Origin of the sequence: Pseudoclavibacter sp. RFBJ3, assembly GCF_002931375.1 — a bacterium.
Classification (GTDB): Bacteria; Actinomycetota; Actinomycetes; order Actinomycetales; family Microbacteriaceae; genus Pseudoclavibacter.
The window spans coordinates 385,148-410,947 of the sequence record NZ_PSXZ01000004.1; the positions used below are offsets into that span (position 1 = coordinate 385,148).

21 protein-coding genes are annotated in these 25,800 nt (G+C 67.7%); 13 read left to right on the forward strand and 8 right to left on the reverse strand.

Going from position 1 to position 25,800, the window contains the following annotated elements; genetic code table 11:
- The first annotated feature begins 81 nt into the window (after nt 1-81).
- Complete coding sequence (locus C5E07_RS05620) at nt 82-2,181, forward strand: type IIA DNA topoisomerase subunit B (RefSeq protein WP_104298727.1); 2,100 nt, start codon at nt 82-84, stop codon at nt 2,179-2,181.
- Nucleotides 2,182-2,266: 85 nt separating this feature from the next.
- On the opposite strand, the gene C5E07_RS05625 is transcribed toward C5E07_RS05620, so the two are convergent.
- A complete protein-coding gene (locus C5E07_RS05625; protein WP_258063781.1) occupies nt 2,267-4,804 on the reverse strand; it encodes a DNA topoisomerase (ATP-hydrolyzing) subunit A in 2,538 nt (845 codons plus the stop codon).
- A gap of 51 nt (nt 4,805-4,855) precedes the next feature.
- Here C5E07_RS05625 and C5E07_RS05630 point away from each other — a divergent pair, with 51 nt between their 5' ends.
- Entirely contained in the window at nt 4,856-6,004 is a 1,149-nt protein-coding gene (locus C5E07_RS05630) for an alkaline phosphatase family protein (RefSeq protein WP_104298728.1), read from the forward strand.
- 9 nt (nt 6,005-6,013) lie between these two features.
- Here C5E07_RS05630 and sepH read toward each other — a convergent pair whose 3' ends face one another.
- The gene (gene sepH / locus C5E07_RS05635; RefSeq protein ID WP_104298729.1) at nt 6,014-7,114 is read right to left on the reverse strand and encodes a septation protein SepH; all 1,101 of its coding nucleotides are present in this window, start codon (nt 7,112-7,114) and stop codon (nt 6,014-6,016) included.
- 214 nt (nt 7,115-7,328) lie between these two features.
- Between sepH and C5E07_RS05640 the strand changes: the two genes are divergently transcribed.
- Nucleotides 7,329-7,625: a DUF4193 domain-containing protein gene (locus C5E07_RS05640; RefSeq protein WP_104241348.1), complete on the forward strand. Its 297-nt coding sequence runs from the start codon at nt 7,329-7,331 to the stop codon at nt 7,623-7,625.
- Between the two features lie 113 nt (nt 7,626-7,738).
- On the opposite strand, the gene C5E07_RS05645 is transcribed toward C5E07_RS05640, so the two are convergent.
- Nucleotides 7,739-8,203, reverse strand: a complete 465-nt coding sequence (locus tag C5E07_RS05645) for a DUF3093 domain-containing protein (protein ID WP_104241347.1) — start codon at nt 8,201-8,203, stop codon at nt 7,739-7,741.
- 75 nt (nt 8,204-8,278) lie between these two features.
- On the opposite strand from C5E07_RS05645, the gene dut reads away from it, so the two are divergent.
- The 5 genes from dut (at nt 8,279) to C5E07_RS05670 (ending at nt 14,469) form a co-directional block, all read left to right on the forward strand.
- A complete protein-coding gene (gene dut, locus C5E07_RS05650; RefSeq protein ID WP_201297641.1) occupies nt 8,279-8,740 on the forward strand; it encodes a dUTP diphosphatase in 462 nt (153 codons plus the stop codon).
- Nucleotides 8,727-9,482 carry a DUF3710 domain-containing protein gene (locus C5E07_RS05655; RefSeq protein ID WP_104298730.1) on the forward strand — a complete coding sequence of 252 codons (756 nt, stop codon included), beginning with the start codon at nt 8,727-8,729 and terminating at the stop codon, nt 9,480-9,482. The genes dut and C5E07_RS05655 overlap by 14 nt, the downstream gene beginning before the upstream one ends.
- The gene (locus tag C5E07_RS05660) at nt 9,479-10,228 is read left to right on the forward strand and encodes a DUF3159 domain-containing protein (RefSeq protein WP_104241345.1); all 750 of its coding nucleotides are present in this window, start codon (nt 9,479-9,481) and stop codon (nt 10,226-10,228) included. The genes C5E07_RS05655 and C5E07_RS05660 overlap by 4 nt, the downstream gene beginning before the upstream one ends.
- A gap of 119 nt (nt 10,229-10,347) precedes the next feature.
- Nucleotides 10,348-13,164, forward strand: coding sequence for an aconitate hydratase AcnA (gene acnA, locus C5E07_RS05665; RefSeq protein WP_104241344.1), 2,817 nt, complete (start codon nt 10,348-10,350; stop codon nt 13,162-13,164).
- Between the two features lie 153 nt (nt 13,165-13,317).
- Nucleotides 13,318-14,469 (forward strand): glycerol dehydrogenase, encoded by a 1,152-nt coding sequence (locus C5E07_RS05670; protein WP_104298731.1) that lies wholly within the window; start codon nt 13,318-13,320, stop codon nt 14,467-14,469.
- Between the two features lie 77 nt (nt 14,470-14,546).
- Here the strand turns inward: C5E07_RS05670 and C5E07_RS05675 are convergent, their stop codons facing one another.
- The 4 genes from C5E07_RS05675 to C5E07_RS05690 all read right to left on the reverse strand — a co-directional run bounded on the left by C5E07_RS05675 (nt 14,547) and on the right by C5E07_RS05690 (nt 19,817).
- Entirely contained in the window at nt 14,547-16,688 is a 2,142-nt protein-coding gene (locus C5E07_RS05675; protein ID WP_104298732.1) for a 3-hydroxyacyl-CoA dehydrogenase NAD-binding domain-containing protein, read from the reverse strand.
- 5 nt (nt 16,689-16,693) lie between these two features.
- Complete coding sequence (locus tag C5E07_RS05680; RefSeq protein ID WP_258063782.1) at nt 16,694-17,920, reverse strand: thiolase family protein; 1,227 nt, start codon at nt 17,918-17,920, stop codon at nt 16,694-16,696.
- Between the two features lie 75 nt (nt 17,921-17,995).
- Nucleotides 17,996-19,222: an HRDC domain-containing protein gene (locus tag C5E07_RS05685; protein WP_104298733.1), complete on the reverse strand. Its 1,227-nt coding sequence runs from the start codon at nt 19,220-19,222 to the stop codon at nt 17,996-17,998.
- The gene (locus tag C5E07_RS05690) at nt 19,212-19,817 is read right to left on the reverse strand and encodes a DUF3000 domain-containing protein (RefSeq protein ID WP_104241339.1); all 606 of its coding nucleotides are present in this window, start codon (nt 19,815-19,817) and stop codon (nt 19,212-19,214) included. Before C5E07_RS05690 ends, C5E07_RS05685 begins: the two co-directional genes overlap by 11 nt.
- A gap of 104 nt (nt 19,818-19,921) precedes the next feature.
- Here C5E07_RS05690 and C5E07_RS05695 point away from each other — a divergent pair, with 104 nt between their 5' ends.
- Nucleotides 19,922-21,103 carry an alpha/beta hydrolase gene (locus C5E07_RS05695; protein ID WP_104298734.1) on the forward strand — a complete coding sequence of 394 codons (1,182 nt, stop codon included), beginning with the start codon at nt 19,922-19,924 and terminating at the stop codon, nt 21,101-21,103.
- On the opposite strand, the gene C5E07_RS05700 is transcribed toward C5E07_RS05695, so the two are convergent.
- Nucleotides 21,100-21,543: a SufE family protein gene (locus tag C5E07_RS05700; RefSeq protein WP_104241337.1), complete on the reverse strand. Its 444-nt coding sequence runs from the start codon at nt 21,541-21,543 to the stop codon at nt 21,100-21,102. The genes C5E07_RS05695 and C5E07_RS05700 overlap by 4 nt on opposite strands.
- Nucleotides 21,544-21,712: 169 nt before the next feature.
- On the opposite strand from C5E07_RS05700, the gene zapE reads away from it, so the two are divergent.
- The 4 genes from zapE (at nt 21,713) to C5E07_RS05720 (ending at nt 25,752) form a co-directional block, all read left to right on the forward strand.
- Nucleotides 21,713-22,699 (forward strand): cell division protein ZapE, encoded by a 987-nt coding sequence (zapE, locus tag C5E07_RS05705; protein WP_104298813.1) that lies wholly within the window; start codon nt 21,713-21,715, stop codon nt 22,697-22,699.
- Nucleotides 22,700-22,904: 205 nt separating this feature from the next.
- On the forward strand, nt 22,905-24,137 hold the full coding sequence (locus tag C5E07_RS05710; RefSeq protein WP_104298735.1) for an ammonium transporter: 1,233 nt from the start codon (nt 22,905-22,907) through the stop codon (nt 24,135-24,137).
- Between the two features lie 123 nt (nt 24,138-24,260).
- Nucleotides 24,261-24,761: a DUF456 domain-containing protein gene (locus C5E07_RS05715; protein ID WP_104298736.1), complete on the forward strand. Its 501-nt coding sequence runs from the start codon at nt 24,261-24,263 to the stop codon at nt 24,759-24,761.
- A 112-nt stretch (nt 24,762-24,873) separates the two neighbouring features.
- Nucleotides 24,874-25,752, forward strand: coding sequence for a hypothetical protein (locus tag C5E07_RS05720; protein WP_104298737.1), 879 nt, complete (start codon nt 24,874-24,876; stop codon nt 25,750-25,752).
- Nucleotides 25,753-25,800 lie beyond the last annotated feature (48 nt).

The window sequence follows — 25,800 nt, forward strand, 5'->3', positions numbered from 1 at the left end:
TACGCTCGAAGGTGGCCTGCCGCTGAACGCGGTTGGCCGAGATCACAGGCACGATGACGCAGAAGAAGGACGAGGACCTCGGTGGCGAATTCCGGAGACGCATACTCAGCCAGACACCTCTCGGTGCTCGACGGGCTCGATGCGGTCCGGAAGCGGCCGGGCATGTACATCGGCTCGACCGACTCGCGTGGCCTCATGCACTGCCTGTGGGAGATCATCGACAACTCGGTCGACGAGGCCCTTGCCGGTCACGGCTCACGCATCCGAGTCCAGCTGCACAGCGATGGATCCGTCAGCGTCGATGACGACGGGCGAGGCGTCCCCGTCGACATCGAGCCGAAGACCGGTCTCAGCGGCGTCGAGGTCGTCTTCACCAAGCTCCACGCGGGTGGCAAGTTCGGCGCAAGCAACTACGGGTCGGCGGGAGGCCTCCACGGTGTCGGCGCCTCGGTGGTGAACGCGCTCTCCGCGCGCCTCGACGTCGAGGTCGACCGGGGCGGGAAGACCTACGCGATGAGCTTCCGGCGCGGCGAGCCAGGCATCTTCGAGGATGGTGCCGGCGGGCCCAGCCCGACATCGAACTTCGTCCCCTTCACGGATACGAGCGAGCTCCGCGTCGTGGGCAAAGCGAAGCGCGGCGTCACCGGCACACGGGTTCGCTATTGGGCTGACCCGCAGGTGTTCATCCGCGAGGCGAGCTTCCAGACCAACGACCTCGCCGAGCGCGCGAGGCAGACGGCGTTCCTGGTGCCAGGCCTCGAGATGGTCATCGAGGATGCCCGTGACGAGTCGGTCGCGCCCACGACGCAGCAGTTCCGCTTCGACGGCGGGATCACGGAATTCGCCGACTTCCTGGCACCGGACGCTCCGACGACGGACACCTGGCGCATCGAGGGGAGCGGGGAGTTCACGGAGACCATCCCGGTGCTCGACGACGAGGGCCTCCAGCTCGTGACGAAGGAAGTCGCGCGCACGATGCACGTCGATCTCGCGCTGCGCTGGGGCACCGGCTACGAGACGACCGTGAAGAGCTTCGTGAACATCATCTCGACGCCCAAGGGCGGCTCTCACCTCGCCGGGTTCGAGCAGGGGATGCTCCGGTTCTTCCGGGCAGAGGTCGAGAAGAATGCCAGACGCCTCAAGGTCGGCAACGACAAGCTCGACAAGGACGATGTCCTGGCGGGCCTCACCGCCGTCGTGACGGTCCGCATCCCGGAGCCCCAGTTCGAGGGGCAGACGAAGGAGGTCCTGGGAACGCCAGCGGCCAGGGCGATCGTCCAGAAGGCCGTGACGGCAGGCCTGACCGAGAAGTTCTCGTCGACCAAGCGCCAGGACAAAGCGGAGGCCAACCTCCTGCTCGACAAGGTCGTGCAGGAGATGAAGTCGCGCCTCTCCGCTCGCGCCCACAAGGAGACGCAGCGACGCAAGAACGCACTCGAGAGCTCCTCGCTGCCGACGAAGCTCGTCGACTGCCGATCGAACGATGTGGCGCAGAGCGAGCTCTTCATCGTCGAGGGTGACTCCGCGCTCGGCACCGCGAAGCCGGCGAGGAACTCGGAGTTCCAGGCGCTCCTCCCCATCCGCGGCAAGATCCTCAACGTGCAGAAGGCCTCGGTCTCCGACATGCTCTCCAACTCGGAGTGCGCGTCGATCATCCAGGTCGTCGGCGCAGGGTCGGGGCGCAGCTTCGACATCGGCCAGGCTCGCTACGGCAAGGTCATCCTGATGAGCGACGCCGACGTCGACGGCGCGCACATCAGGACGCTGCTGCTCACGCTCTTCTTCCGCTACATGAGGCCCATGCTCGACGCGGGTCGTGTCTTCGCGGCCGTGCCGCCCCTGCACAGGGTGGTCATCATGCATGCGGGCAGGAAGCCCAACGAGACCGTCTACACCTACTCCGAGAACGAACTGCACACGCTGCTCTCGAAGCTCGAGAAGCAGGGGAAGCGGTACCAGGATCCGATCCAGCGCTACAAGGGCCTCGGCGAGATGGATGAGGACCAGCTCTGGAACACGACCATGGACCCGAGCGCGCGCCTGCTCAGGCGCGTCACGAACGCGGACGCGCACAACGCCGAGCGCGTGTTCGATCTGCTCATGGGCAGCGAGGTCGCACCTCGCAAGGAGTTCATCATCGAAGGATCCGAGCACGTGGCTCGGGCGGACATCGACGTCTAGCTGCACAACTCGGCGGCCAGGACGCCGGACGCAAGAGGCCGGCTCCCGATCGGGGGCCGGCCTCTGGCATGCTGCGCGCAGCAGCTCAGTCTGTCGCCGGTGTCTCAGGGCTGCTCTCGGCTGACGACGCGTCGGCGTCGTCGGCGAGTGGTGTCGGGTCTCCGATGCCGCGTCCGATGAGGTCGACGACCTGGTCGAGTGGCGTGCCAGACGCGTCGCGCTTCGCGCCGCCCGTCGGGAGGGCGCGGATGGCACCATCGCGCGCGTTGCCGAACGGGGCGCCCGGGCCGACCCAGGCGGCGCTGAGGCGTCGCTCCCCGCGCAGGAGCCGCTGGGCCCGGACGCCGCCGGTCGCGCGCCCCTTCGCCGGGAACTCGCTGAGGCTGGACACCTTCGCCGTGCCCGAGTCGGTGCCCTCGAGGGCGTCCTCGTTTCGCGCGACGCTCGCGACCTCGCAGATCTCGACGTTGGCCGCCGCGACGACGGAGAACGCGAGGACCACGGCGCCGTCGGAGACCTTCATGCCGGCCATGCCGGCCGCGGAACGGCCCTGCGGACGAACGAGCTTCCCCGAGAAGCGCAGCAGCTGCGCGTCATCCGTCACGAAGACCAGCTCATCCTCGTCTGAGGCGAGGGCGGCCCCGACGACCTCGTCCCCGGCCTTGAGCGTCATGATCTCGAGCTCTCGGTTCTTGCCGAAGTCGATGCCCGTCACCCGCTTGACGACGCCCAGCTTCGTCCCGAGCGCGATCGGCGTCTCCTGGTCGATGGGCACGAGCGCGACGACCTGCTCCTTGGGGCTCGTGAGCCCGATGAAGTCGTGTGCCTTGACTCCGGCCGAGAGCAGCACCGACCCCTGGGGGCTGGAGGGGAGGGCCACGACGGGCACGCGGATCAGCCGCCCGAGGTTCGTGACGGCGCCGAGCTCGCCCTGGACCGTCGTGGTGACGTGGGAGCGCACAGCGTCGTGCTTGCTGCGCCTCGACGGCTGCTGGAGGCGCGCATCCGCGTCAGCCGTGTCGACCCTGAGGAGCCGCCCCGTGGTCGAGAGCAGCACCTGGGTGGGCGAGTCCGCGAGCTGCAGCTGCGTGGTCTCGATCGCCTTGCCACGCTTCGGCGGGGTGCCCTGGCCCTCGGTGAGCAGCGTGCGTCGCGGCGTCGCGAAGCGGTCGCTGGTCTCCTGGAGCTCGGAGCCGACCCGCGCGCGCAGCAGCTTCTCGTCGCCGAGCAGACGCTCGAGCTCGGCGATCTCCTGCTTGAGCTGGTCGCGCTCCGACTCGAGCTCGATGCGCGAGAACTTCGTGAGGCGGCGCAGGCGCAGCTCCAGGATGTAGTCCGACTGCAGCTCCGAGAGATCGAAGACGATGCGCAGCCGCTCGCCGGCCGCCGAGGCGTCGTCGCTCGACCGGATGATCTGGATGACCTCGTCGATGTCGAGGATCGCGACCAGGAGGCCCTCGACGAGGTGCAGGCGCTCGAGCCTCCGCGCGAGCCGGAAGGCGCTTCGCCTGCGCACCACCTGGATGCGGTGGTCGAGGTACACGCGGAGCAGCTCGATGAGCCCGAGCGTCTGCGGACCCCCGTTGACCAGCGCCACGTTGTTGATGTGGAACATGTCCTCGAGGGGCGTGTGCCGGTACAGCTGCTCGAGCACGGCGTCTGGGTCGAATCCGGTCTTGATCTCGATGACGAGGCGCAGGCCGTGCTTGCGGTCGGTGAGATCGGCGACGTCGCTGATGCCGGCGAGCTTCTTCGCCTGGACGCCGTCCTTGATCTTCTCGATGACCTTCTCGGGTCCGACCATGTAGGGGAGTTCGGTCACGACGATGCCCGACTTGCGGGCCGTCACCCGTTCCACGCTTGCTGTGGCACGCGTCCGGAATGATCCGCGACCTCCCGCGTACGCATCCCTGATGCCGTCGAGGCCCGTGATCCGCGCGCCGGACGGCAGGTCCGGGCCCGGGATGAACTGCATGATCTCCTCGAGCGTCGCACCGGGGTTCTCGAGCAGGTGCAGCGCCCCCGCGATCACCTCTCCGAGGTTGTGCGGCGCCATGTTCGTGGCCATGCCCACCGCGATGCCACTCGCTCCGTTGACGAGGAGATGCGGCCAGGCAGCAGGAAGCACTTCGGGCTGCGTGGTCGAGTTGTCGTAGTTCGGCACGAAGTCGACGACGTCCTCGTCGAGCTCCGCGGTGAGCGCCAGAGCGGCGGCATCGAGGCGAGCCTCCGTGTAGCGCGGGGCTGCCGGGCCGTCATCGAGCGATCCGAAGTTGCCGTGCCCATCGATCGTCGGCACGCGCTGCACGAAGCCCTGGGCCATGCGCACGAGCGCATCGTAGATGGCGGTGTCTCCGTGGGGGTGGAGGCGTCCCATGACCTCGCCCACGACGCGCGCCGACTTGACGTGCCCCCGGTCGGGTCGGAGCCCCATCTCGGCCATCTGGTAGAGGATGCGCCGCTGGACCGGCTTCAGGCCGTCGCGCGCATCTGGAAGCGCTCTCGCGTAGATGACCGAGTACGCGTACTCGAGGAAAGAGGACTGCATCTCTGTCGAGACGTCGATGTCCTCGATGCGCTGCTCGCTCATCGAAGCGGAGTCGTCGTTGCGTGTTGTACTCATGTCACCTGTCGGGAGGGTCGTGCTCGGCGCCCCTGTGGGAGACTGGGACGGATGTCGTCCATGCTATTCAGCGCGGCGAGCGGTCGCCCGACGCTCTCCGACGTGTTGCCGAATTCGCTCGCTTCTCTGCGGGGTGAGACCGGGTCCCTCGGGCTGCCGGAGACCCGCTCGGTCGTGGTCATGCTCGTCGACGGGCTCGGAGCCTCGATGCTCCGCGCCCGCACGGGGCACGCCAGGCGCCTCACGGCGGACTGGCGCAAGAAGGACACCGCCTTCTCGTTCCCGTCGACCACCGTCGCGGGGATCACCTCGCTCACGACGGCGACTCGAGCCGGTGAGCACGGGCTGCTCGGCTACTCCCTCTTCGACCGCGCTGCTGGGGTCATCCGCAACCAGCTCTCGGGCTGGGGGGACGGGATGGACCCCGCAACCTGGCAGCTGCGCCGCACGATCTTCGAGGAGCTGCGTGACGGGGGCTCCGACGTGCAGAGCATCGTCGTGGGCATGCCGCAGTACCGCGACTCCGGCCTCACGCACGCCTCCCTCCGTGGTGCCCTCTACCTTGAGGGCGGCACGATGCAGGAGCGGGTCGAGGTCACGCTGCGGGCACTCGACGACCACCCTCGCGCGCTCATCTACCTGTACAACGCGGAGCTCGACCAGGCGGGGCACGCCCATGGCTGGGAGTCGGACGCCTGGCTGGCACGCCTGGAGGAGCTCGACGCGGCCTTCGACGGACTCGCCAGGGGAGTGGATGCCGGCACCGGCATCCTCGTCACTGCCGACCACGGCATGATCGACATCCCCAGGCATCGCCAGATCGATGTCGACGACGACGACCCGCTCTTCGACGGCGTGCTCGCCATGGCGGGCGAGCCACGGCTTCGCCACCTCTACCTCGAGCCGGGAGCGCCGGCGGACGCGGCGGGAGACCTGCGCGACAGGTGGATCGCATCCCAGGGTGCGCGCGCAACGATCGTCACGCGGCAGGAGGCGGTCTCCGACGGGTGGTACGGACCGAATGTCGACCCCGTCGCTGCAGAGCGCATCGGCGATGTCGTCGTCGCGGCGACGAAGGGAGTCACGTTCTACGCCGCTTCGATGCAGTCAGGTGCAAGGCTCGTCGTCGGCCAGCATGGATCGATCACCCCGGAAGAGACGATCGTCCCGCTCATCCGCGCGGGGGCCTTCACGCGCTGAGACGCGCCGCTACTCGTCGCTGCGGGTCCCGAAGACGATCTCGTCCCAGCTCGGCATCGCGGCGCGCCCAGTGCGCTTCGACGAGTGCTTCGACGGTGCGGGTTCGTGCGCCTCGTGCTTGGGGTCATCGAGTCCGTCGAGCGGGACGTCGACTGCCCGCACACCACCTGAGCCGAGATCGCTCGGCTCGATGGTCTCCGTCTCGAAGCTGTCCTCGTCCCGAACTCGGGGAGTGAAGAGCTTGACGGGCGTCTGCTCGGACGCTGTCGAGTGAGCATCGTCACTCTCGCGCCCTGAGTCCTGATCATCGCCGTCCTCGGCGTCGTCCTCGAAGGACTGCGGGACGCGCTCCCCGCGACGTCGCCGGAGGGCCTCGAGGAGATCCGCCGTCTCGTGGTGCTGCTGCTCGGTCGCTCGCTCGAGTCGTGACGCCGCGGCACCGATCCACGAGACCGGCTCCTTGCTCACCGGGTCCACGGAGGGTGCCGGTGAGGCTTCACGCTGCGGGGACTCCATGACGGCGCGGAGCCGGGGGCTGCCGAGCGACGCGGGCTCGCCCTGCTGCGAGAGCATCGTCGCCGTCGGGTTCAGAGGGGTGAGCGCCTGCGTCTTCGGCTCGAAGCCCCACAGCGCTTCTCGCGAGATCTCGTCCACGGCGAACGACAGGCCGATTCTCCAGCCCTCTTCGTCGTCCTTCCAGGCATCCCAGATGATTGCGGCCGCCGAGGATGCCTCGAGGCGGTCGTCGATGACCTCGCCGAAGCTCGTGCCGTCCTGGCCGAGGGGGTCGGTGTCGGTCTTCAGCCGAACGGTGACCGCGCGCGCCTGGCGCACGAGGTAGTCTCGCTCGGCGCGAACCGGTCCCTCGAAGCGGACCACGTCCTCACGGGCTGCCCCAGTGAGCTCGATGACCTCGTCGATCGTCTTCCCGGCGCGGATGAGCTGCTGGATGGCCCGCGGAGGCACCTTCGGCGCGTCGACGCGAGTGGAGATGCGCGGGCGCAGCGCGTCGCGGAGCGCTTCGTCGATCACGACGCGGAAGCGCTGGCCGTCATCTCCGGACACGACGAGGGCACCTTCATCCAGGTCGATGAATCTGAGCTCATGCATGCTCGTACTCCTTGGCGTTGCCGATTCCTGCGCCACAGCATCACACGCGACGAGGGCGGAATCGGGGAGCCCCGGGGCGCGCCGTCCAACTCAGGCGAGTATTCGATCTCGCTCCGCGCGAACACTGCTCACTTCGGTTTGAGTTTCACCCCTGAGTCGTGCACAATTGCCGCGCCTGGGGGAGTTCCCCCCCATTGAAGAGATTTGGATAGGTATGGCGACCGACTACGACGCACCTCGCAAGACCGACGATGACGCAGAGTCCATCGAGGCGCTGAAGGAGCGAGTGCCGGATCGTCTCTCCGGCAGCGTTGACGCCGAAGATGCGGACAACCCCGGCAGCTTCGACCTCTCTGCAGCAGACCTCGCAGACGTTGAACTCGAGACCGTGGTGATCCCGCCGCAGGCCGACGAGTTCACCTGCGTCGAGTGCTTCCTCGTCAAGCACCGCTCGCAGCTCGAGAAGAGCTCGGCCCTCGGGCCGATCTGCCACGACTGCGCAACCGCCTGATCGAAGGCAGAGCACACGACCGAAGCCGCATCCTCAGGGATGCGGCTTCGGTCGTCTGTCGGTGAGACAGGGGAACGCGGCTCAGTGTCGAGCGACGGGCGCGTCCCGCTGCATCAGCTCGTCTGACGCCTGTTCACAGCCCGAGCCTCGGTGATGGCAGCCGCGAGCTCGGTGGGCCGACGCGTCGAGATGAGCCAGTAGGGGACCGGGTCCGCGTCGTCGGTGATCTCGATCGTGAGCGAGGTCGGGATCCAGCCGCGGATGCACAGCCAGGCACGCAGGTCCAGCTGGGGGCCCGCGGCGAGACGAGCACGCTCACGGGTCGTGTGGGGGAGGCACTGCCCGGTGAAGCTCAGTGGCACGTGGGCGCCCGCGACCCGGACCTGGGTCGCCGTGACCTCGATGATGGGCGAGTAGGCGAGGACGAGCGTGAGGAACGCGGCGTAGAGCGTCACTGCGATGGCCGCACCGATCCAGAAGTTGATCGGCGTGAACACGAGGATGACGGCGGGCACCATGAGGAAGCCGACGGCGTACACCCACGCGGCTGGCCACAAGCGCTCGTGGAAGACAGGCATGGAGATATTGCATCACGCTTTGTCGTGCGCCGCTGTCAGATCACGATCCGGTCACGCCTCGGCTAGGCTCGTACGGTGAGCATTGCCATAGATGTGCCCGTCTCGGGCGTCCTCCCCACGTTCGCCCAGCCAGGCGACGCCGGGGCCGACCTGATCGCGACCGAATCCGTCACTCTCGCCCCCGGCCAGCGCGCCGTCGTGGGCACGGGAGTTCGACTCGAGCTTCCGGCGGGAACCGTCGGCTTCGTGATGCCGCGCTCGGGGCTGGCGGCGAAGCACGGCATAACGCTCGTCAACGCGCCTGGCACCATCGACTCCGGCTACCGGGGTGAGGTGAAGGTGATCATGCTCAACACCGATTCGTCCGAGAGCTACGCCATCGCGGCAGGCGACCGGATCGCGCAGCTCGTGGTCATGCAGCTCGCGCCAGTGCGTTTCATCCAGACCGAGCAGCTCTCCGCCTCGCAGCGTGGAGAGGGCGGCTTCGGCTCCACCGGCTATTCGTCTGACCAGGAGGCACCCAATGGGACTGTTTGATTTCCTCAAGAAGGAAGAAGAGAAGCCTGAGAAGGCCGACAAGCTCACCGTCGACGATGACGGCATCGACGAGGAAGAACTCGACGACGCGGTTGACCTCGAAGACGACGAGGACATGGACGCGAAGTCCGCGCCTGACGATCGCGAGACCCGCGGGCCGTTCGACATCTCCGAGGCGAGCCCCGCGAAGCGCTACGTGGACCTGGGCGCGCTGCGCATCCCGGCTCGCGAAGGGCTCGGTCTCCGGCTCGAGGTCGAGGAGAAGACGAAGCGACTCGTTGCCGTCGCCCTCGACTACAAGGAGTCGACCATGCAGATCCAGGCGTTCGCAGCGCCACGGTCCACCGGCCTCTGGCACTCGATCATGGCCCAGCTCGCCGAGCAGGTCCGCAAGCAGGGCGGAACGGCGGAAGAGGTGGAGGGCATCCTCGGCCCCGTCCTCGACACGAAGATCCCGGTCGTCATCAAGGGTGCTGCGTCGAACCAGACCAGGTCCGCGCGCTTCTTCGGCGTCGATGGTCCTCGCTGGTTCCTCCGAGGCGTCCTGACGGGCAAGGCGTTGCGCGACGAGGCCACCCGCGTCGAGCTCGTCGAGCTGTTCAGGAGTGTCGTCGTCGTCCGCGGCGATGCCCCGCTGCCGCCACGTGAGCTCCTGACGCTCGTCGTCCCGAAGGCCATGGCCGACCCGACGTCGAAGACGGCAACCGAGGACGCCGCATCCGGGGAGGCAGAGCAGGCATGACGCTGCCCGAGGACGAACGGCCCGAGCAGGCAGAGCCCTCCGCCGACGCGCCCAACAGGCGCAAGCTGGAAGACGCCGCGAAGTCGTCGTCGCTCGGCAGGCTCACGGAGGGCGGCATCTCCGGCGCGTCGCTCCTGGCTGCCATGGGCGGTGTTCGCGGCCTGGTCGAGACACTGCTTCCTGGCATCGTGTTCCTCGTGCTGTTCACCCTCGGCACCGAGCTGTGGATCGCCGTCCTCGCGCCGGCGGTCCTCGGTCTCCTCTTCATCGTGGTCCGCGCAGTGCAGAAGGAGCCCGTCGTCCCCGCGATCTCGGGCCTCGTCGCGCTCCTGATCTCCGGCATCCTCGCGATGACGACAGGCAGGGGCGAGAACTTCTACCTCGTCGGGTTCTACACCAACGCCGCCTACGGTGCGGCTCTGCTCGTCTCGGTCCTCGTCCGCTGGCCCGTCATCGGGTTGGTCACGGGGCTCATCACCGGGCAGGGGTCGAGCTGGCGCCAGGACCGCGCGATGCTGCGGTGGATGTCCGTCATCACGCTCGTGTGGGTCGGCTTCTTCGCGCTTCGACTCGTCGTGCAGCTGCCGCTCTACTTCGCCGGCAACGTCGAGGCGCTCGGACTCGCCCGGCTGCTCATGGGCACCCCCATGTATGCCGTCGTCCTGGTCGTGACGGTGCTCTTCGTCCGGGCGCTCCTGAGTGCGTCCCGGTCGGGAGAGCAGAGTGAACCAGGTAAAGTATCTTGATGTCAAGATAAAAGCGTCTCGATCAACTCAGGATCACCTTCGAGGCAAGCCACGGCGAGACGCGAGATGATTGCTGGGCGCGGGCCGCGCACCCAGAGTTGCAAAGAAGGAGCCGAGACGTGACCGCAGTCAACAGCTTCGGAGCCAAAGACACGCTCAGTGTCGACGGCACCGAGTACGAGATCTTCCGCATCGACAAGGTTGAGGGGTTCGAGAAACTCCCCTTCAGCCTCAAGGTTCTCCTCGAGAACCTCCTCCGCACCGAAGACGGCGCGAACGTGACCGCAGAGCAGATCCAGAAGCTCGGTTCGTGGGTGCCTTCGGCAGACCCGGACACCGAGATCCAGTTCTCGCCAGCGCGTGTCGTCCTCCAGGACTTCACCGGTGTTCCCTGCATCGTCGACCTCGCCACCATGCGCGAGGCCGTGACCCAGCTGGGCGGTGACCCCGAGAAGGTCAACCCGCTCGCTCCCGCTGAACTCGTCATCGACCACTCGGTCATCGCCGACCTCTTCGGTCAGGCCGACGCGCTCGAGCGCAACGTCGAGATCGAGTACCAGCGCAACGGCGAGCGCTACCAGTTCCTCCGCTGGGGCCAGACCGCCTTCGAGGACTTCAAGGTCGTCCCCCCGGGAACGGGCATCGTCCACCAGGTCAACATCGAGTACCTGGCGCGCGTCACCTTCGTCCGCGAGGTTGGCGGCGTGCTGCAGGCCTACCCGGACACCCTCGTCGGCACCGACTCCCACACCACGATGGTCAACGGACTCGGCGTGCTCGGCTGGGGCGTCGGCGGCATCGAGGCAGAGGCGGCCATGCTCGGCCAGCCCGTGTCGATGCTCATCCCGAAGGTCGTCGGCTTCAAGCTCAAGGGCCAGATCCCCATGGGCGTCACCGCGACCGACGTCGTCCTCACGATCACCGACCTCCTGCGCAAGCACGGCGTCGTCGGCAAGTTCGTCGAGTTCTACGGCGAAGGTGTCGGCGCAGTGCCGCTCGCCAACCGCGCCACGATCGGCAACATGAGCCCCGAGTTCGGCTCGACGGCCGCCATGTTCCCGATCGACGACGAGACGCTCAGCTACCTGCGCCTCACGGGCCGCAGCGAGGAGCAGGTCAAGCTCGTCGAGGCGTACGCCAAGGAGCAGCACCTCTGGCACGACCCGAGCAAGGAGCTCTCCTACTCGGAGTACCTCGAGCTCGACCTCTCGACCGTCGTCCCGTCGATCGCCGGCCCCCGCCGCCCGCAGGACCGCATCGAGCTGTCCAAGGCCAAGGGCCAGTTCGGCGCCGACCTCAACGACTACACGGCGGAAGACTTCGGACTCGTCGACGTCGCCGGAGAGGACAGCTTCCCGGCGTCAGACCCCGCCAAGCTCACGCCCACCTCCGAGGACTCCGACGTCCGCGAGCAGCAGACGGCGCCGACCTTCTCGCACGACCGCAAGCCGGTCCAGGTGCAGGGCGCTGACGGCCAGAGCTACACGATCGACCACGGCTCGGTCGCCATCGCAGCCATCACGAGCTGCACCAACACCTCCAACCCGTCGGTCATGCTCGCGGCGGGTCTCCTCGCCAAGAAGGCGAGCGAGCGCGGTCTGAAGGCGAAGCCGTGGGTCAAGACCACGCTCGCCCCCGGTTCGAAGGTCGTCACGAACTACTACGAGAAGGCCGGACTCACCGACTCGCTCGAGGCGCTCGGCTTCTACACGGTCGGATACGGCTGCACGACGTGCATCGGCAACTCTGGTCCCCTCAACGAGGAGATCTCCGAGGCGATCAACGACAACGACCTCGCCGTCACCGCTGTCCTCTCCGGAAACCGCAACTTCGAGGGTCGCATCAACCCCGACGTGAAGATGAACTACCTGGCTTCGCCGCCGCTGGTCATCGCCTACGCGCTCGCCGGAACGATGGACTTCGACTTCGAGACGCAGGCGCTCGGCAAGGACTCCGACGGCAAGGACGTCTTCCTCAGCGAGATCTGGCCGACCGCAGACGAGGTGCAGTCCACGATCGACACGTCCATCGACACGGACATGTTCACGCGCGAGTACGGCGCGGTCTTCGACGGCGACGAGCGCTGGCGTTCGCTCCCCACGCCCACCGGCGCCACGTTCGAGTGGGATGACCAGTCGACGTACGTCCGGAAGCCCCCGTACTTCGATGGCATGGTCATGGAGCTCACGCCGGTCACCGACATCAAGAGCGCGCGTGTGCTCGCCAAGCTCGGCGACTCGGTCACGACCGACCACATCAGCCCTGCTGGATCGATCAAGGCAGACAGCCCCGCCGGAAAGTACCTGACGGAGCACGGCGTCGGCCGCAAGGACTTCAACTCCTACGGCTCGCGTCGCGGCAACCACGAGATCATGATCCGTGGAACGTTCGCGAACATCCGCCTCAAGAACCAGCTCCTCGACGGCGTCGAGGGCGGCTACACGCGTGACTTCACGCAGCCCGACGGCCCGCAGTCGTTCATCTACGACGCCGCGCAGAACTACGCGGAGTCCGGCACGCCGCTGGTCGTCCTCGGTGGCAAGGAGTACGGCTCCGGCTCTTCTCGCGACTGGGCTGCCAAGGGCACGAGCCTGCTCGGCGTCCGCGCCGTCATCGTCGAGAGCTTCGAGCGCATCCACCGCTCGAACCTCATCGGCATGGGTGTCGTCCCGCTGCAGTTCCCGGCAGGCGAGAGCTGGGCATCGCTCGGCCTCGATGGCACGGAGTCGATCTCGATCGAGGGCATCGAGAAGCTCAACGAGGGCTCCACGCCCAAGACGGTGCACGTCATCGCTGAGCCCACCTCTGACTCGCCCGAGGGCAAGCAGACGATCGAGTTCGATGCTGTCGTCCGCATCGACACCCCCGGTGAAGCCGACTACTACCGCAACGGCGGAATCCTGCAGTACGTGCTCCGCCAGCTCGCCACGGCGTAGCGGGCGCAGCGCAGAACCGAAGGGCGGAGCCGAGAGGCTCCGCCCTTCGGCGTCGTACACGATTCGCGCCCTCACTCGCTGAGTACGGGCGCTGTGCGCGTGCATCTCCGGTCGATACCGTTGGAGCGATTTCCCACGACGAAGGAGTTCCGCATGAGCACTGAGATTCCCATCCGTACCGTACTGAGCCCAGGCCGCTATGTGCAGGGCAAGGGCGCACTTGCACGGCTCGGGGAGTTCGTCGCGCAGATCGGGTCCACCCCGCTGCTGCTCGCGGACGACTTCGTCTGGGACCTCCTCGGGGAGCGCCTCTCGACCTCGTTCACCGGGGGAGAGGCCGAGGTCCCGCGCGAGCGCTTCAACGGCGTCGCCTCCTCGGGAGAGATCGACCGCATCGTCGAGGTCATCACGGCGAGCGGCAGCGACGTGATCGTCGCCGTCGGTGGAGGCAGCACGATCGACGCCGCGAAGGCCGCGGGCCACCTCGCTGGCGTCCGATGGGTGAGTGTCCCCACAGTCGCATCCACCGACGCGCCGACCTCGGCGCTCGCCGTCATCTACACGGAGGCAGGGGAGTTCGAGGAGTACCGCTTCTTCCCGCGCAACCCCGACCTCGTGCTCATCGACTCCCAGCTCGTGGCGGATGCACCCGCACGGTTCCTCGTGGCTGGTTTCGGTGATGCGCTGGCCACTTGGCTCGAGGCCCGTGCGACGAGCCGCTCCAACGCGAGCACGATGGCGGGTGGGCTGCCCACGCAGACCGGAACGGCCCTCGCGAAGCTCAGCTGGGACGTCCTCTGGGAGAACGCGGCGAGCGCGCTGGACGCCGTCGAGGACGGCGTGGTGACGCCGGCTCTCGAGCGCGCCATCGAGGCGAACACGCTGCTCTCGGGACTCGGCTTCGAGTCAGGTGGGCTCGCTGCCGCCCACGCGATCCACAACGGGCTGACAGCCGCCCCGCAGACGCATGGCCTGCAGCACGGCGAGAAGGTCAACATCGGATCGATCGCTCAGCTCATCCTGGAGGGGGCTCCCGCGGAGGAGATCCGCGATTTCATCGTCTTCACCACGAAGCTCGGACTTCCGACGACGCTCACGGAGATCGGGCTCTCCACCGACGACAAGCACGAGCTGCGGCTCGTCGCCGAGGCCGCGACCGTGGCGGGGGAGACGATCCACAACATGCCGTTCGCGGTGACGTCCGACGATGTCATCGCCGCGCTCACCTCGCTCGAGCGGCTCTCGCGCCGTATCCGCGCCGAGGCCGGGCTCCCAGAGCCTGTCAAGTACCACGCCAAGCACTGACGACGACCCCACGACACGAAGGCGCCTCCTCACCCGAGCTCCGGGTTAGGAGGCGCCTTCGTTGTCAGCTGACGGGGTCAGTGCGACGCGGCTCCGCGGATCGGCGGCGTATGGAAGGTGCCTCCGAACGCCTTCTGGGAGGCTCCGACCCGGTCGAGGTAGGGCGTGATGCCTCCCGCCTGGAACGGGTAGCCAGCTCCCAGGATGAGGCACAGATCGATGTCCTCCGGCCCCGCAACGACCTGCTCGTCGAGCATCCGCTTGATCTCGTCGGCGAGGCCGACCTCGACGCGGTCGGCGAATGAGGCGGCGGTCATCGGCGTCTTGCCCCCTGCGACGATCTGCACGGCCTTCTTGTCGAAGCCCTTCACGCGGCCCTTGCCGTCACGGTCGTACAGCTTGCCGTAGTCGGCCAGCCTGTGGAGGTTCTCTGACTCGAAGAACCGGTCAGGGAACGCCTTGTGATGCGTGTCGAGCACGTGGGCGCCGACCTTGAGCCCCACCAGCTCGAGCAGCTCGAACGGTGTCATCGGGAGACCGATCCTGTCGAGCGCGTGGTCGACGGTCTCGAACGAGGTGCCGGTGTCGACCGCGTTCATGGCCTCGCCAAGGACCTTGGCGAGGACGCGGTTCACGACGAATCCTGGCGCATCCCTGGTGATGACGGCGGTCTTCTTGAGGTTCTTCGCGGTTGCCATCGCCGTCGCCAAGGTCGCGTCGTCGGTGCTGTCGGTCCGCACGACCTCGATGAGCGGCATCTGCGCGACGGGGTTGAAGAAGTGGAAGCCCACGAGGCGCTCCGGGTGTTCGAGCTGAGCGCCGATCTCCGCGACCGAGAGCGAGGAGGTGTTCGTGGCGAGAACGGTCTCGGGTCCCACGATCTTCTCGAAGTCCGCGAAGACCTGCTGCTTGACGCCCAGCTCCTCGAAGACCGCCTCGATGACCCAGTCGCAGTCCGCGAACTCGCTCCGGTCGGTCGTGCCGTGGACGAGGCCGATCAGTCGGCCGTACTCGTCGCTCTCGATCCGCCCCTTCTCGTGGAGCTTCTCGAGCTCGCGTCGGATGGCCGCGACTCCCGTGTCGACGCGAGCCTGGTCGAGATCGGTGATGACGACCGGCACCTTCAGACGGCGCACGAAGAGCGTCGCGAACTGTGTCGCCATGAGGCCGGCACCGATGACGCCGACCTTGTCGATGCGGCGAGCGAGGGCCTTGTCCGGGGCGCCTGCGGGGCGCTTCGCACGCTTCTGCACCAGGTTGAAGGCGTAGATCGAGGCCACGAACTGGTCCCCGGAGATGAGGTCGGCCAGGGCCTCGTCCTCCGCGGCGAAGCCCTTCTCCCGGTCGTCGCCCTTCGCGAGCTTCAGCAGCTCGAGTGCGCGGTAGGGAGCGAGCGCGACGGTGCCGAGCTTCTCCTCGAGCGACTTCCTCGCGATGCTGATCGCGAGATCCCACTTCGCGAGGCGCTCGAGGCGTCCGGGAGCGTTCGGCCGCTTGACCTCGATGTCTCCGCCGATGACCTTGTCGGCCCAGGCCAGCGAGTCCTCCAGGAAGTTCAAGCTCGGGAAGATCGCGTCGGCGATGCCGAGCTCCGCCACCTGGGGTCCCTTGAGCATCCGGTTCTGCTTGAGCGGATTCTCGATGATGACCTTGAGGGCGTTCTCGATGCCGATGAGATTCGGGAGGATGCTCGCGCCTCCCCAGCCCGGAACGAGACCGAGGAAGGTCTCGGGCAGGGCGAATGCCGGAACGGTCGCGTCGACCGTGCGGTAGTCGGAGTTGAGCCCGATCTCGACGCCGCCTCCGAGCGCGAGTCCGTTGTAGAACGTGAAGCTGGGTACTCCGAGCTTGCCGAGGGAGCCGAGCACCTCATGGCCGAGCCTCGCGAGGAGGAACGCGACCTCTCGGCTCGGGATCGATCCCACGTTGGAGAGATCAGCTCCGGCTGCGAAGTTGAAGCGCTTGCCCGTGATCGCAACCGCATGGATGTCATGGGAGGAGGCGCGGGCGCGCAGGCCGGAGAGGACCTCGCCGAGTTGGGCGAGCGTCTCCGGTCCGAGCGTGTTCGGGCGCGTGTAGTCGTGGCCGTTGTCGAGGGTGATGAGGGCCAGCGTGCGGCCGCTCGGCAGCGTGACGTCACGGACGAGCGAGTGCGTCACGACCTCGTCGGTGCTCATGGCGAGCAGGGGAGCGTAGCGTGCTCGAAGATCGGTTGCCATGGTGCTCAGCGTCCCTTCTTGCCGAAGCCTCGGCGTGCGTGCGACTTGCCGTTCCAGTTCGGGTTCTCCCAGATGACCGTGCCGCCCTGTCCGAGTCCGACGCACATCGCGGTCAGGCCGAAGCGAACTTCCGGGTGCTCCTCGAACTGCTTCGCGAGCTGCGTCATGAGGCGGACACCTGAGGATGCAAGGGGATGCCCGATGGCAATGGCTCCACCGTACGGGTTGACCGAGGGGTCGTCGTCGTCGATGCCGTAGTGGTCGAGGAACGACAGCACCTGGACGGCGAAGGCCTCGTTGAGCTCGAAGAGTCCGATGTCGTCGATCGTCATGCCGGCGCGGTCGAGGGCCTTCTCGGTCGAGGGCACGGGCCCGAGACCCATGACCTCGGGCTGCACTCCGGCGAACGCGAACGTCACCATGCGCATCTTCGGGGCGAGGCCGAACTCCTTCGCGGCGGCGCTCGAGGCCAGGATGGCGGCCGTGGCCCCGTCGTTGAGCCCGCTGGCATTTCCGGCCGTCACTCGGCCGTGCGGGCGGAACGGGGTCTTCAGCGTCGAGAGCGTCGCCATGTTCGTCTCTGGTCGGAGCGTCTCGTCGCGGGTCGCGAGGCCCCAGCCCGCTTCGGATTCGATGGCGACGGGGATGAGGTCCGGCTGCAGCTGGCCGTTCTCGTAGGCGGCAGCGGCCTTCTGCTGGCTGCGCATCGCGTAGCGGTCGCTGCGTTCGCGTGTGAGCTGCGGGAATCGATCGTGGAGTCGCTCGGCGGTCTTGCCCATGTTCAGGGCGTCACCGCTGACGAGCTGCTCGGCGACGAAGCGCGGGTTGGGGTCTGCGCCGATGCCGAGCGGGTGCCTGCCCATGTGCTCGACGCCGCCGGCGATGGTGACGTCGTAGGCCCCGAAGCCGATGCCGGACCCCATGGTGGTGACGGCCGTCATGGCGCCAGCGCACATGCGGTCGATGGCGAGGCCGGGAACGGTGTTCGGAAGTCCAGCGAGGATCGCCGTGGATCGGCCGAGCGTCAGTCCCTGGTCGCCCTGCTGGGTCGTCGCGGCGATGGCGACGTCGTCGTAGCGTTCGTGCGGGATCTGCGGGTTCCGGTCGAGGAGACCCTTGATCGCCTTGACTGCGAGGTCATCCGCACGGGTCTTCCAGTACATGCCCTTCTCGCCCGCACGTCCGAATGGGGTTCGAACGCCGTCGATGAACAACACTTCTCGATTGGCCACACTGCCTCCAAGCATCTATTGACTCGGTCATCCTATGGATGCTCGCCTGATCGGAAGCCAATGCGTCGTGTGAAGCTACGAATCCTCGTCGTTCTGCACGGAAGTCAATTGGTCAGCTTCTACAAAAGCCGAGGCGATTCCCTGTGCAACCTCGCTGGTCTGCCACGCCCGTGCGCCGAGCTCGCGCAGGTGCTCGGCGACGGCGTCGGCGGAGACAGGCTGACGCGGGACCCAGGCGGCTCGCCGCAGCAGCTCCGGAGTGAGCAGGTTCTCAACCGGCATGTGGAGGGTCTCAGCGTGGGCGACGAGGAACTCGCGCGCGAGCTTCAGCCGACGGTCCGCCTCGGGGGAGCGCTGCTCCCACTGGCGGTGGTGCGGCATGCGGTCCGGGTCCCGTGGCGCCTGCGGAGGCAGCTCCTCGGTCGTGAGTCCGCGCTCGACGGCACCCCACCAGCGGTCGAGCTGGGTTCGGGATGCGCGTCCGGTGAATTCCTTCAGGCGTGCCAGCTCGCCTCGAGTGCGGGGCATGGCTGTCGCGACCGCTGCGAGCGCCCGGTCGGGGAAGAGTCGCCCGGGGGCGGTGTCGGTACTGCGCGCCGCCTCGTCGCGAGAGAGCCAGAGCTCCCTCGCAACAGCGAGGGCCCTCGGGCTGCGGAGCCGGCTGATGCCGCCGATCCGACGCCACGGGTCCGGCTTCTTGACCCCCAGCTCGCGAGTGAGGATGTCCGCGAACTCCTCGCGGGCGGCATCGAGCTTCTCGGCGTCGATGAGCTCCTGGTGGAGCTGGTCCCTGACGTCGATGAGTAGCTCCACGTCGAGCGCAGCGTACGCGAGCCAGGTTTCCGGCAGCGGGCGAGTCGACCAGTCGGCGGCTGAGTGCGCCTTCTCGAGCGAGATGCCGAGCAGGCGCTCGATGACGGCGCCGAGCCCGACTCGCTCGTACCCGAGGAGCCTCGCCGCGAGCTCGGTGTCGAAGATGAGGCTCGGGTCGAGATCGAGCTCGCGGAGGCACGGAAGATCCTGTGTCGCCGCGTGGAAGATCCACTCCTCGTCGCCGATGATCTCCTGCAGCCGCGCGAGCGATCCAGTCGCGATGGGATCGATGAGGAGCGTGCCGCTCCCTCGCCGGTAGAGCTGCACCAGGTAGGCGCGCTCCGAGTATCGGTATCCGGATGCGCGCTCCGCATCCACGGCTACGGGTCCCGTGCCGGCGGCGAGACGATCGAGTGCCGCCTGCAACTGCGTTTCGGTCTCGATCACCTCCAGTCCGCCAGCTTTCAGACGGTCGGCATCAAGCCCCATCTTTCGCCTTCCTCAAGTGCTGGAGAACCTGGACTCCGTCGTCGGCCTCGGTCTCCGGGGGCATGCCCGCCAGCAGGCAGAGCAACTCGCCCCAGGCTTCCGCGTGAGCCGCGAGGTCCGTCTCCCGTGGGGTCCAGGATGCTCTGAGTTCGATCTGGGCGCCCTCGCCCTGGTCTTCGAGCTCGCCGAAGCCTCGACCGTTGATGGTCGTCGCCGTGCCGGACGGGTGCTCGAAGGCCGCGCCTCTGGACTCGAGGGCATCCATGAGCCACGACCAGGCAACGGGCGCGAGGAAGGGGTCGACGCCGATCTCGGGTTCGAGCGGAGCCTGGGCGAAGCACACGACGCGGAAGGCGCCGCGCCAGGCTTCTGGCTCGCTCTCGTCGTGCAGCAGGATGAACCTGCCGGTTCCGAGTTCGGAATCGCTTGCGTGAGCAGTAGGCCGCACGTCTCCGGAGAGGGCGAGCGACTCGGGGGCCAGGTTCGCCGGGGGGCGGATCTCGCTCACCGTGAGGGCAGAGCGGAACTCGGCCGCACGGACCGCCTCTACGGCGGCCTCGAACTCCGGGGCGGATCGATGCAACGGGACAACCACGCGACGAGACTAGGCCTGGCCCTGGGCTCCGCAGATCAGGCGCGCCGTGTCGGAACGTCGCTCGTCCGGCGTGTTCACGGCCGGGTTGCGTCATCATCGACGTGATGTGTGCCGCAAAACGTGCCTCAACCGAGTCGTCGTCGTCGGCGACGAAATTCGCCGCAGCCTCGCTCGGCGCTCTCGTCGTGGGACTCGGGGCCGTCGTCGCGACCGCCTCGACCATGGTCGCGCGCGCAGTCGTCACCCCGCCGCGACGCCGCAAGGATCCGGTCCGCCTGCTCGGCGTCGACAAGCAGGCGGGCACCGTCACGCTCGCGCGCACGCCGGAGACGGCCGCTCCCGGGCACTACAGCCTCGTCTTCGCGGCAGAGACGGGTCGCGCCAACGTGGGTGCAGTGGTCGACGAGTCAGAGCGCACCGTCACGAGGCGCTTCTGGGGGGAGCAGGGCGCGCAGCTCGAGCGGGTGCGGTCCGTGCGCCTGGCATCCGCGCCGCAGCTGTGGGTTCGGGACCTCAACCTGCCCTGGCGCTGGGTCGATGTGCAGACGCCACTCGGTGCGATGCCAGCCTGGCTCATCCCCGCGGCTCAGGCCAGCGACTCGTGGGCGATCCACGTCCACGGTCGCGGTGCGGTCATGACGGAGCCCCTCCGGGCCGTTCCGCTCTTCCGCGGTCGAGGCTGGAACTCGCTCGTCGTGAGCTACCGCAACGACGCTCTGGCGCCGCCCTCGCCAGACGGCAAGTTCGGTCTGGGAGCCACGGAGTGGCGCGACGTCGAGTCGGCGATGGACTGGGCCGTGTCCAGGGGTGCTCGGCGCATCATCCTCGTTGGGTGGTCGATGGGCGGGGGCACGGTCATACAGGCGGCCCTCAACGCGCGACACCGGGAGCTCATCGCGGGCATCTTCCTCGAGTCTCCGGCGTTGAGCTGGCGATCGATCCTTCGTTATCAGGGATCGGCCATGCGGCTCCCTCGAATCGTGACCGCACTCGGCATCTGGCTCATCGGCAGCCCGCTCGCCCGGCCCCTCCTCGGCCTGGAAGCGCCGATTCCGCTCTCGAAGCTGGAGATCCTCGATCGGCTCGCCGAGCTGACGGTGCCCATCCTGCTCTTCCACTCGAGTGGCGACACGGTTGTGCCGGTCGATGCGAGCCGGGAGCTCGCCAGGCGGCGCCCGGACCTCGTCACCTATCGGGAGTTCGAACGGGCACTGCACACGCGGCTCTGGAACGTCGACAGCGGGAGATGGGAGCAGTCGCTGGACGAGTGGCTGGCGACCTTCTAGGAACGTCCGTCCGCCGAGAGGAGCTCGAGCAGCTGGCGCTTCGCCCGCGCCTGCAGGGCCACCATGCCGCTTCGTCGCAGCGGTGAGACCAGATCCGTGAGCCCGAGGGCGCCCGGGAGATCCTCGGGAAGCCCCAGGAGAGCCTCCGGTTGCTGCCCATCCACGCCCTGGACAAGCGCAGCCGCGAAGCCCCGTGTCATCGGCGCGCCGGGTGGAACGGAGATGCGCAGGCGCACACGCCGCTCCGGGGTCAACGAGACGTCGAAGAAGACGGGCGACTGACACTCGATGACGCGCTCGAACGACGCTGTGTCGCCCGGGTCGACGCCGGGGAGCTCTGCACCGATCTCGGCGAGGAGCTCGAGGCGGTCGCGGGGCGATACCTCGAGCAGCTCCTCGCGAAGCAGATCGAGGGATTCCGGAAGCGTGACGTCGTGCATGCCACCACGGTACCGGGCAGGTGCCCTGACGACGCGCAGCTGAGCGGCTGGCGGTAGGATCTGCAGGAGCCCGCACCGGGCATTACTCACTGGAAAGTACGAGGACTCCGTGGGCGTAGGCCGCTTGCTGCACCTGACCGAACTCTCACCGACCGTCACGGCGGCAGAGATGGTGAAGGACCTCGTGCCTCCCAGGCAGTTCGACGCCGCCAAGTTCGCCACGTACCGGCCCGATCCCGAGTACCCGTCCCAGGCCGCCGCCGTTGAGGCGGGGGAGCGCTTCGCCGGAGTGAAGGCAGCTCCCGCGTCCGGGAGCAAGGGCCTCTTCGGCTTCCTCAAGAAGGCACCGCCCGTCAAGCCCGGCATCTATCTCGACGGCGGCTTCGGCGTCGGCAAGACGCACCTGCTCGCCTCGATCTGGCACGCACACCCGGGACGCAAGTACTTCGGCACCTTCATCGAGTACACCGCGCTCGTGGGCGCCCTCGGCTATGCCGAGGCGGTCCGCTCACTCCGGGGCACCAGCCTCATCGCCATCGACGAGTTCGAGCTCGACGACCCGGGCGACACGATGGTCATGTCCAGACTCCTCGGTGAGCTCGTCGACTCGGGTACGAGCATCGCCGCGACGAGCAACACCCCGCCGAACGCACTAGGCGAGGGTCGCTTCGCGGCCTCGGACTTCCTCCGCGAGATCACGAAGCTGGCCGACGTCTTCGACACCCTGCGCATCGACGGCACCGACTACCGGCGCCGCGACATGTCCGGCCACGCCGCCGTCACGCCGCCGGAGCGCCTCGGCTCGCTGGTGGAAGACGCGGTCGCCGACGGCAGGTCCGTCGCTTACGACGGCTTCGACGACCTCGTGCAGCACCTCGCCACCGTGCATCCGTCCAAGTACGTCCGGCTCGTCGAGGACATCGACCTCCTCGCACTCAGCGATGTGCACGAGCTGACCGACCAGGCTGAGGCCCTCCGCTTCGTCGCCTTCATCGACCGCGTCTATGACGCGCAGATCCCCATCGCGGCATCTGGGCTCGCCCTCGACCGGATCTTCGGCGGCGGGATGATCGACGGCGGCTACCGCAAGAAGTACCTGCGCTGCGTCTCCAGGCTCATCGCCTCGACCGCACAGGAGCAGACAGCCTCCGTGTGACGGGCGCGTCCCGTGCCACGCCTCCGGTGGCGCGATGACGCTCGCGACACAGACTCGTAACACACCGGGCCGCTCCGAAACATGATGGAAACGGTCCCGCCCCATCGCTGACACGCGCCTTGCGCAGACTCATTGCATCTCCCCACTCCGTGTCACGACGACGCGGCCTCCAGGTCGCAGCACGGGTGGCGAAAGCGAGGATGCAATGGATACCGGTGGAACCGCCTGGCTGATGATCAGCGCAGCGCTTGTGCTCTTCATGACACCAGGACTCGCCCTCTTCTACGGCGGCATGGTGAAGGAAAAGAGCGTCGTGAGCATGATGATGCTCTCGTTCGGGGCCCTCGGCCTCGTCGCAGTGCTCTGGATCCTCTACGGCTACAACATGTCGGCCGTCTCGGGAGATTCCTTCTTCCAGTTCGCGGGAGACCCCCTCTCCGACTTCGCGCTCACCAACCTGATCCAGGACAGCAACGCGACCGCCGGTGCGGCGTACGGGGGCACCTTCGCCATCATCACCACTGCCCTCATCTCGGGAGCCATCGCAGACCGAGCCAAGTTCGGTGCCTGGATGCTCTTCGCCGGCATCTTCGCGACGTTCGTGTACTTCCCCGTCGCTGCCTGGGTCTGGGGCGGTGGCTGGATCATGCAGCTCGGCGCGCAGCTCGGCTTCCAGGGCGTCGAGGTCATCGACTACGCGGGTGGCACGGCGGTGCACATCAACGCCGGAGCGGCCGCGCTGGCCCTCGCTCTTGTCCTCGGCAAGCGCGTCGGCTTCGGCAAGGGCATCACGCAGCCCCACAACGTTCCTCTTGTCCTCCTCGGAACCGCGATCCTCTGGTTCGGCTGGTTCGGCTTCAACGTCGGAGCGGCTTGGGGAGACCTCGAGGGCACCGAGTTCCCGGGACCCGGACTGCTCTTCATCAACACCATCGCGGCTCCCGCCGCGGGTATCCTCGGCTGGATCATCGTCGAGAAGCTGCGCAACGGCAAGGCGACCTCGATCGGTGCCGCGTCGGGCGCGATCGCCGGCCTGGTCGCGATCACACCGGCCTGCGCCGTGCTGACGCCCGGCTGGGCGCTGCTGCTCGGCCTCGTGTCCGGTGTCCTGTGCGCCTTCGCGATCGAGCTGAAGTTCAAGCTCGGCTTCGACGACTCGCTCGACGTCGTGGGCCTGCACCTCGTCGGCGGCCTCGTCGGCTCCATCTGGCCCGGCCTGTTCGCCTTCGACACCGGTCTCTTCACCGGTGGTGGGTTCGAGCAGCTCATCGTCCAGCTCATCGCTTCCCTCGGTGTGCTCCTCTACTCGTTCGGAGTGAGCTTCCTCGTGGCCTGGGTCATCCAGAAGACCATCGGCTTCCGGGTGCGCCACGAGGACGAAGTGGCCGGCGTCGACGTGGTCGTGCACGGCGAGACCGGCTACGCGCTGTCCCGCTGATCACGCGGACGGCCTTCGGGGGCCGTGCATCCACACCTGTGGATGCACGGCCCCCGTTCTCGTTCCTCACCCGGGCGCGCCCTCCCAAGGGGTGGGACTCGGCAACCCGGTACGGTTGAGGGCATGAGCGCACCTGTGATCGCAGCAATCGTCGCCGTGGTCCTCGCCATCATCGGCATCGTCGGCATCATCGTTCCCGTGCTGCCAGGCAGCATCACGATCGTCATCGGCTTCCTCGTCTGGGCGATCTTCGCCGGCTCGTGGCCCGTCTGGGTTGCGTTCGCGATCGGCGCCGTTCTGCTCATCACGGGCATGATCATCGGCTGGGTGCTCACGGGGCGTGGCCTGCGCAAGAAACAGGTCCCGAATCGCTCCGTGCTCATCGGGCTCGGCGTCGGCATCGTCGGGCTGTTCGTGCTGCCGGCGTTCGGGCTGCCGATCGGCTTCGCCGTCGGTCTCGTGGCCTCGGAGTACGTGAGGGTTCGGGAGTTCCGCGCAGCTCTCGACTCGAGTTGGACCGCAGTGAAGGCGCTGGGCCTCGGCATGGTCATCGAGCTCATGTGCGCGCTCGTCGCCACGACGATTCTCGCGATCTCGATCTTCGTCCACTTCATCTGGCTCTGAGTTTCCTGAACTCGCGGGCAGGTCTGACTTCGACTTTTGCGCAGATCCCCATACCCTGGGTGGAGCTGTCCGCGTTCTGTGCGCGAGAGCAGATCGTGTTCGGAGGAGCCGTATGTCGAACGGGGAGACCTCGAACGCCGTACTGGCGTTCGTGAAGAAGCGCCCTGGTGAGCTCGCTGCGGCGACCATGAGCGTCATCGCCGTGGGTGCCGTGGTCGCTGCGCTGACGGTCTCGAGCGGTCAGGGCGCCAAGGTCGCCGAGCCGATCGACACGGTTGCCGCCCCGGAGACGACGAGCGTTGCCGCATCGACGGCGAACTCGAGTGACGTCGTGAACCTGCACATGCTCGCGCAGCCGCTCGCCAGCCTGCCTGCTGAGCGGGTGGGATCTGCGCAGAAGACTGCGCTGGAGGATGCCCTCAAGCAGGTCAAGGACGCACTCAGTGCGACAGCGTCGGAGGCAGATTCGCTGCAGACGGCGTATACGGCGCTCCAGAACGCAGTGGGCGGTATGGCCACGAGCACGCTCGCGCTGGGTCGTGAGCATCGCCTGCAGGTGACGCTCGCATCGGCGGACATCCTCACGGCCTACGATGCTGCGCTCATCGAACTGGATGACGCCGCCGATGACCGTGCGCGCACGAGCGGCATCGCATCCGTCGTGCGCCAGGGCACCGCCGCTCAGAGCTCCCACAGCGCCGCCGTCAATTCCCAGCAGGGCGAGGACCCCAACGCGCCGGAGCCTCCACTGGATGATTCCGGAGACGACGAGCCCACCCAGGCCCCCAGCCCGTCGGAGCCGGTACCGCCGGCACTGACGGCCCAGCCTGTCCCGGACGGTCCTGGTGCCAGCACGCCTCCGACGGAGCCCGAACAGACACCGGCGCCGACGGATCCCCCCGTCCCGGAGCCGACCGAGGGTCCCAACGAGCCGCAGCCGACCGGGGAGCCGACGCCCACCGCCGAATCGGGCAGTACACCGAGCACCTGACGCTCGGGCGTTGGCCCGGACATCAGAGAGCCGGCCGCAGTGCATCCC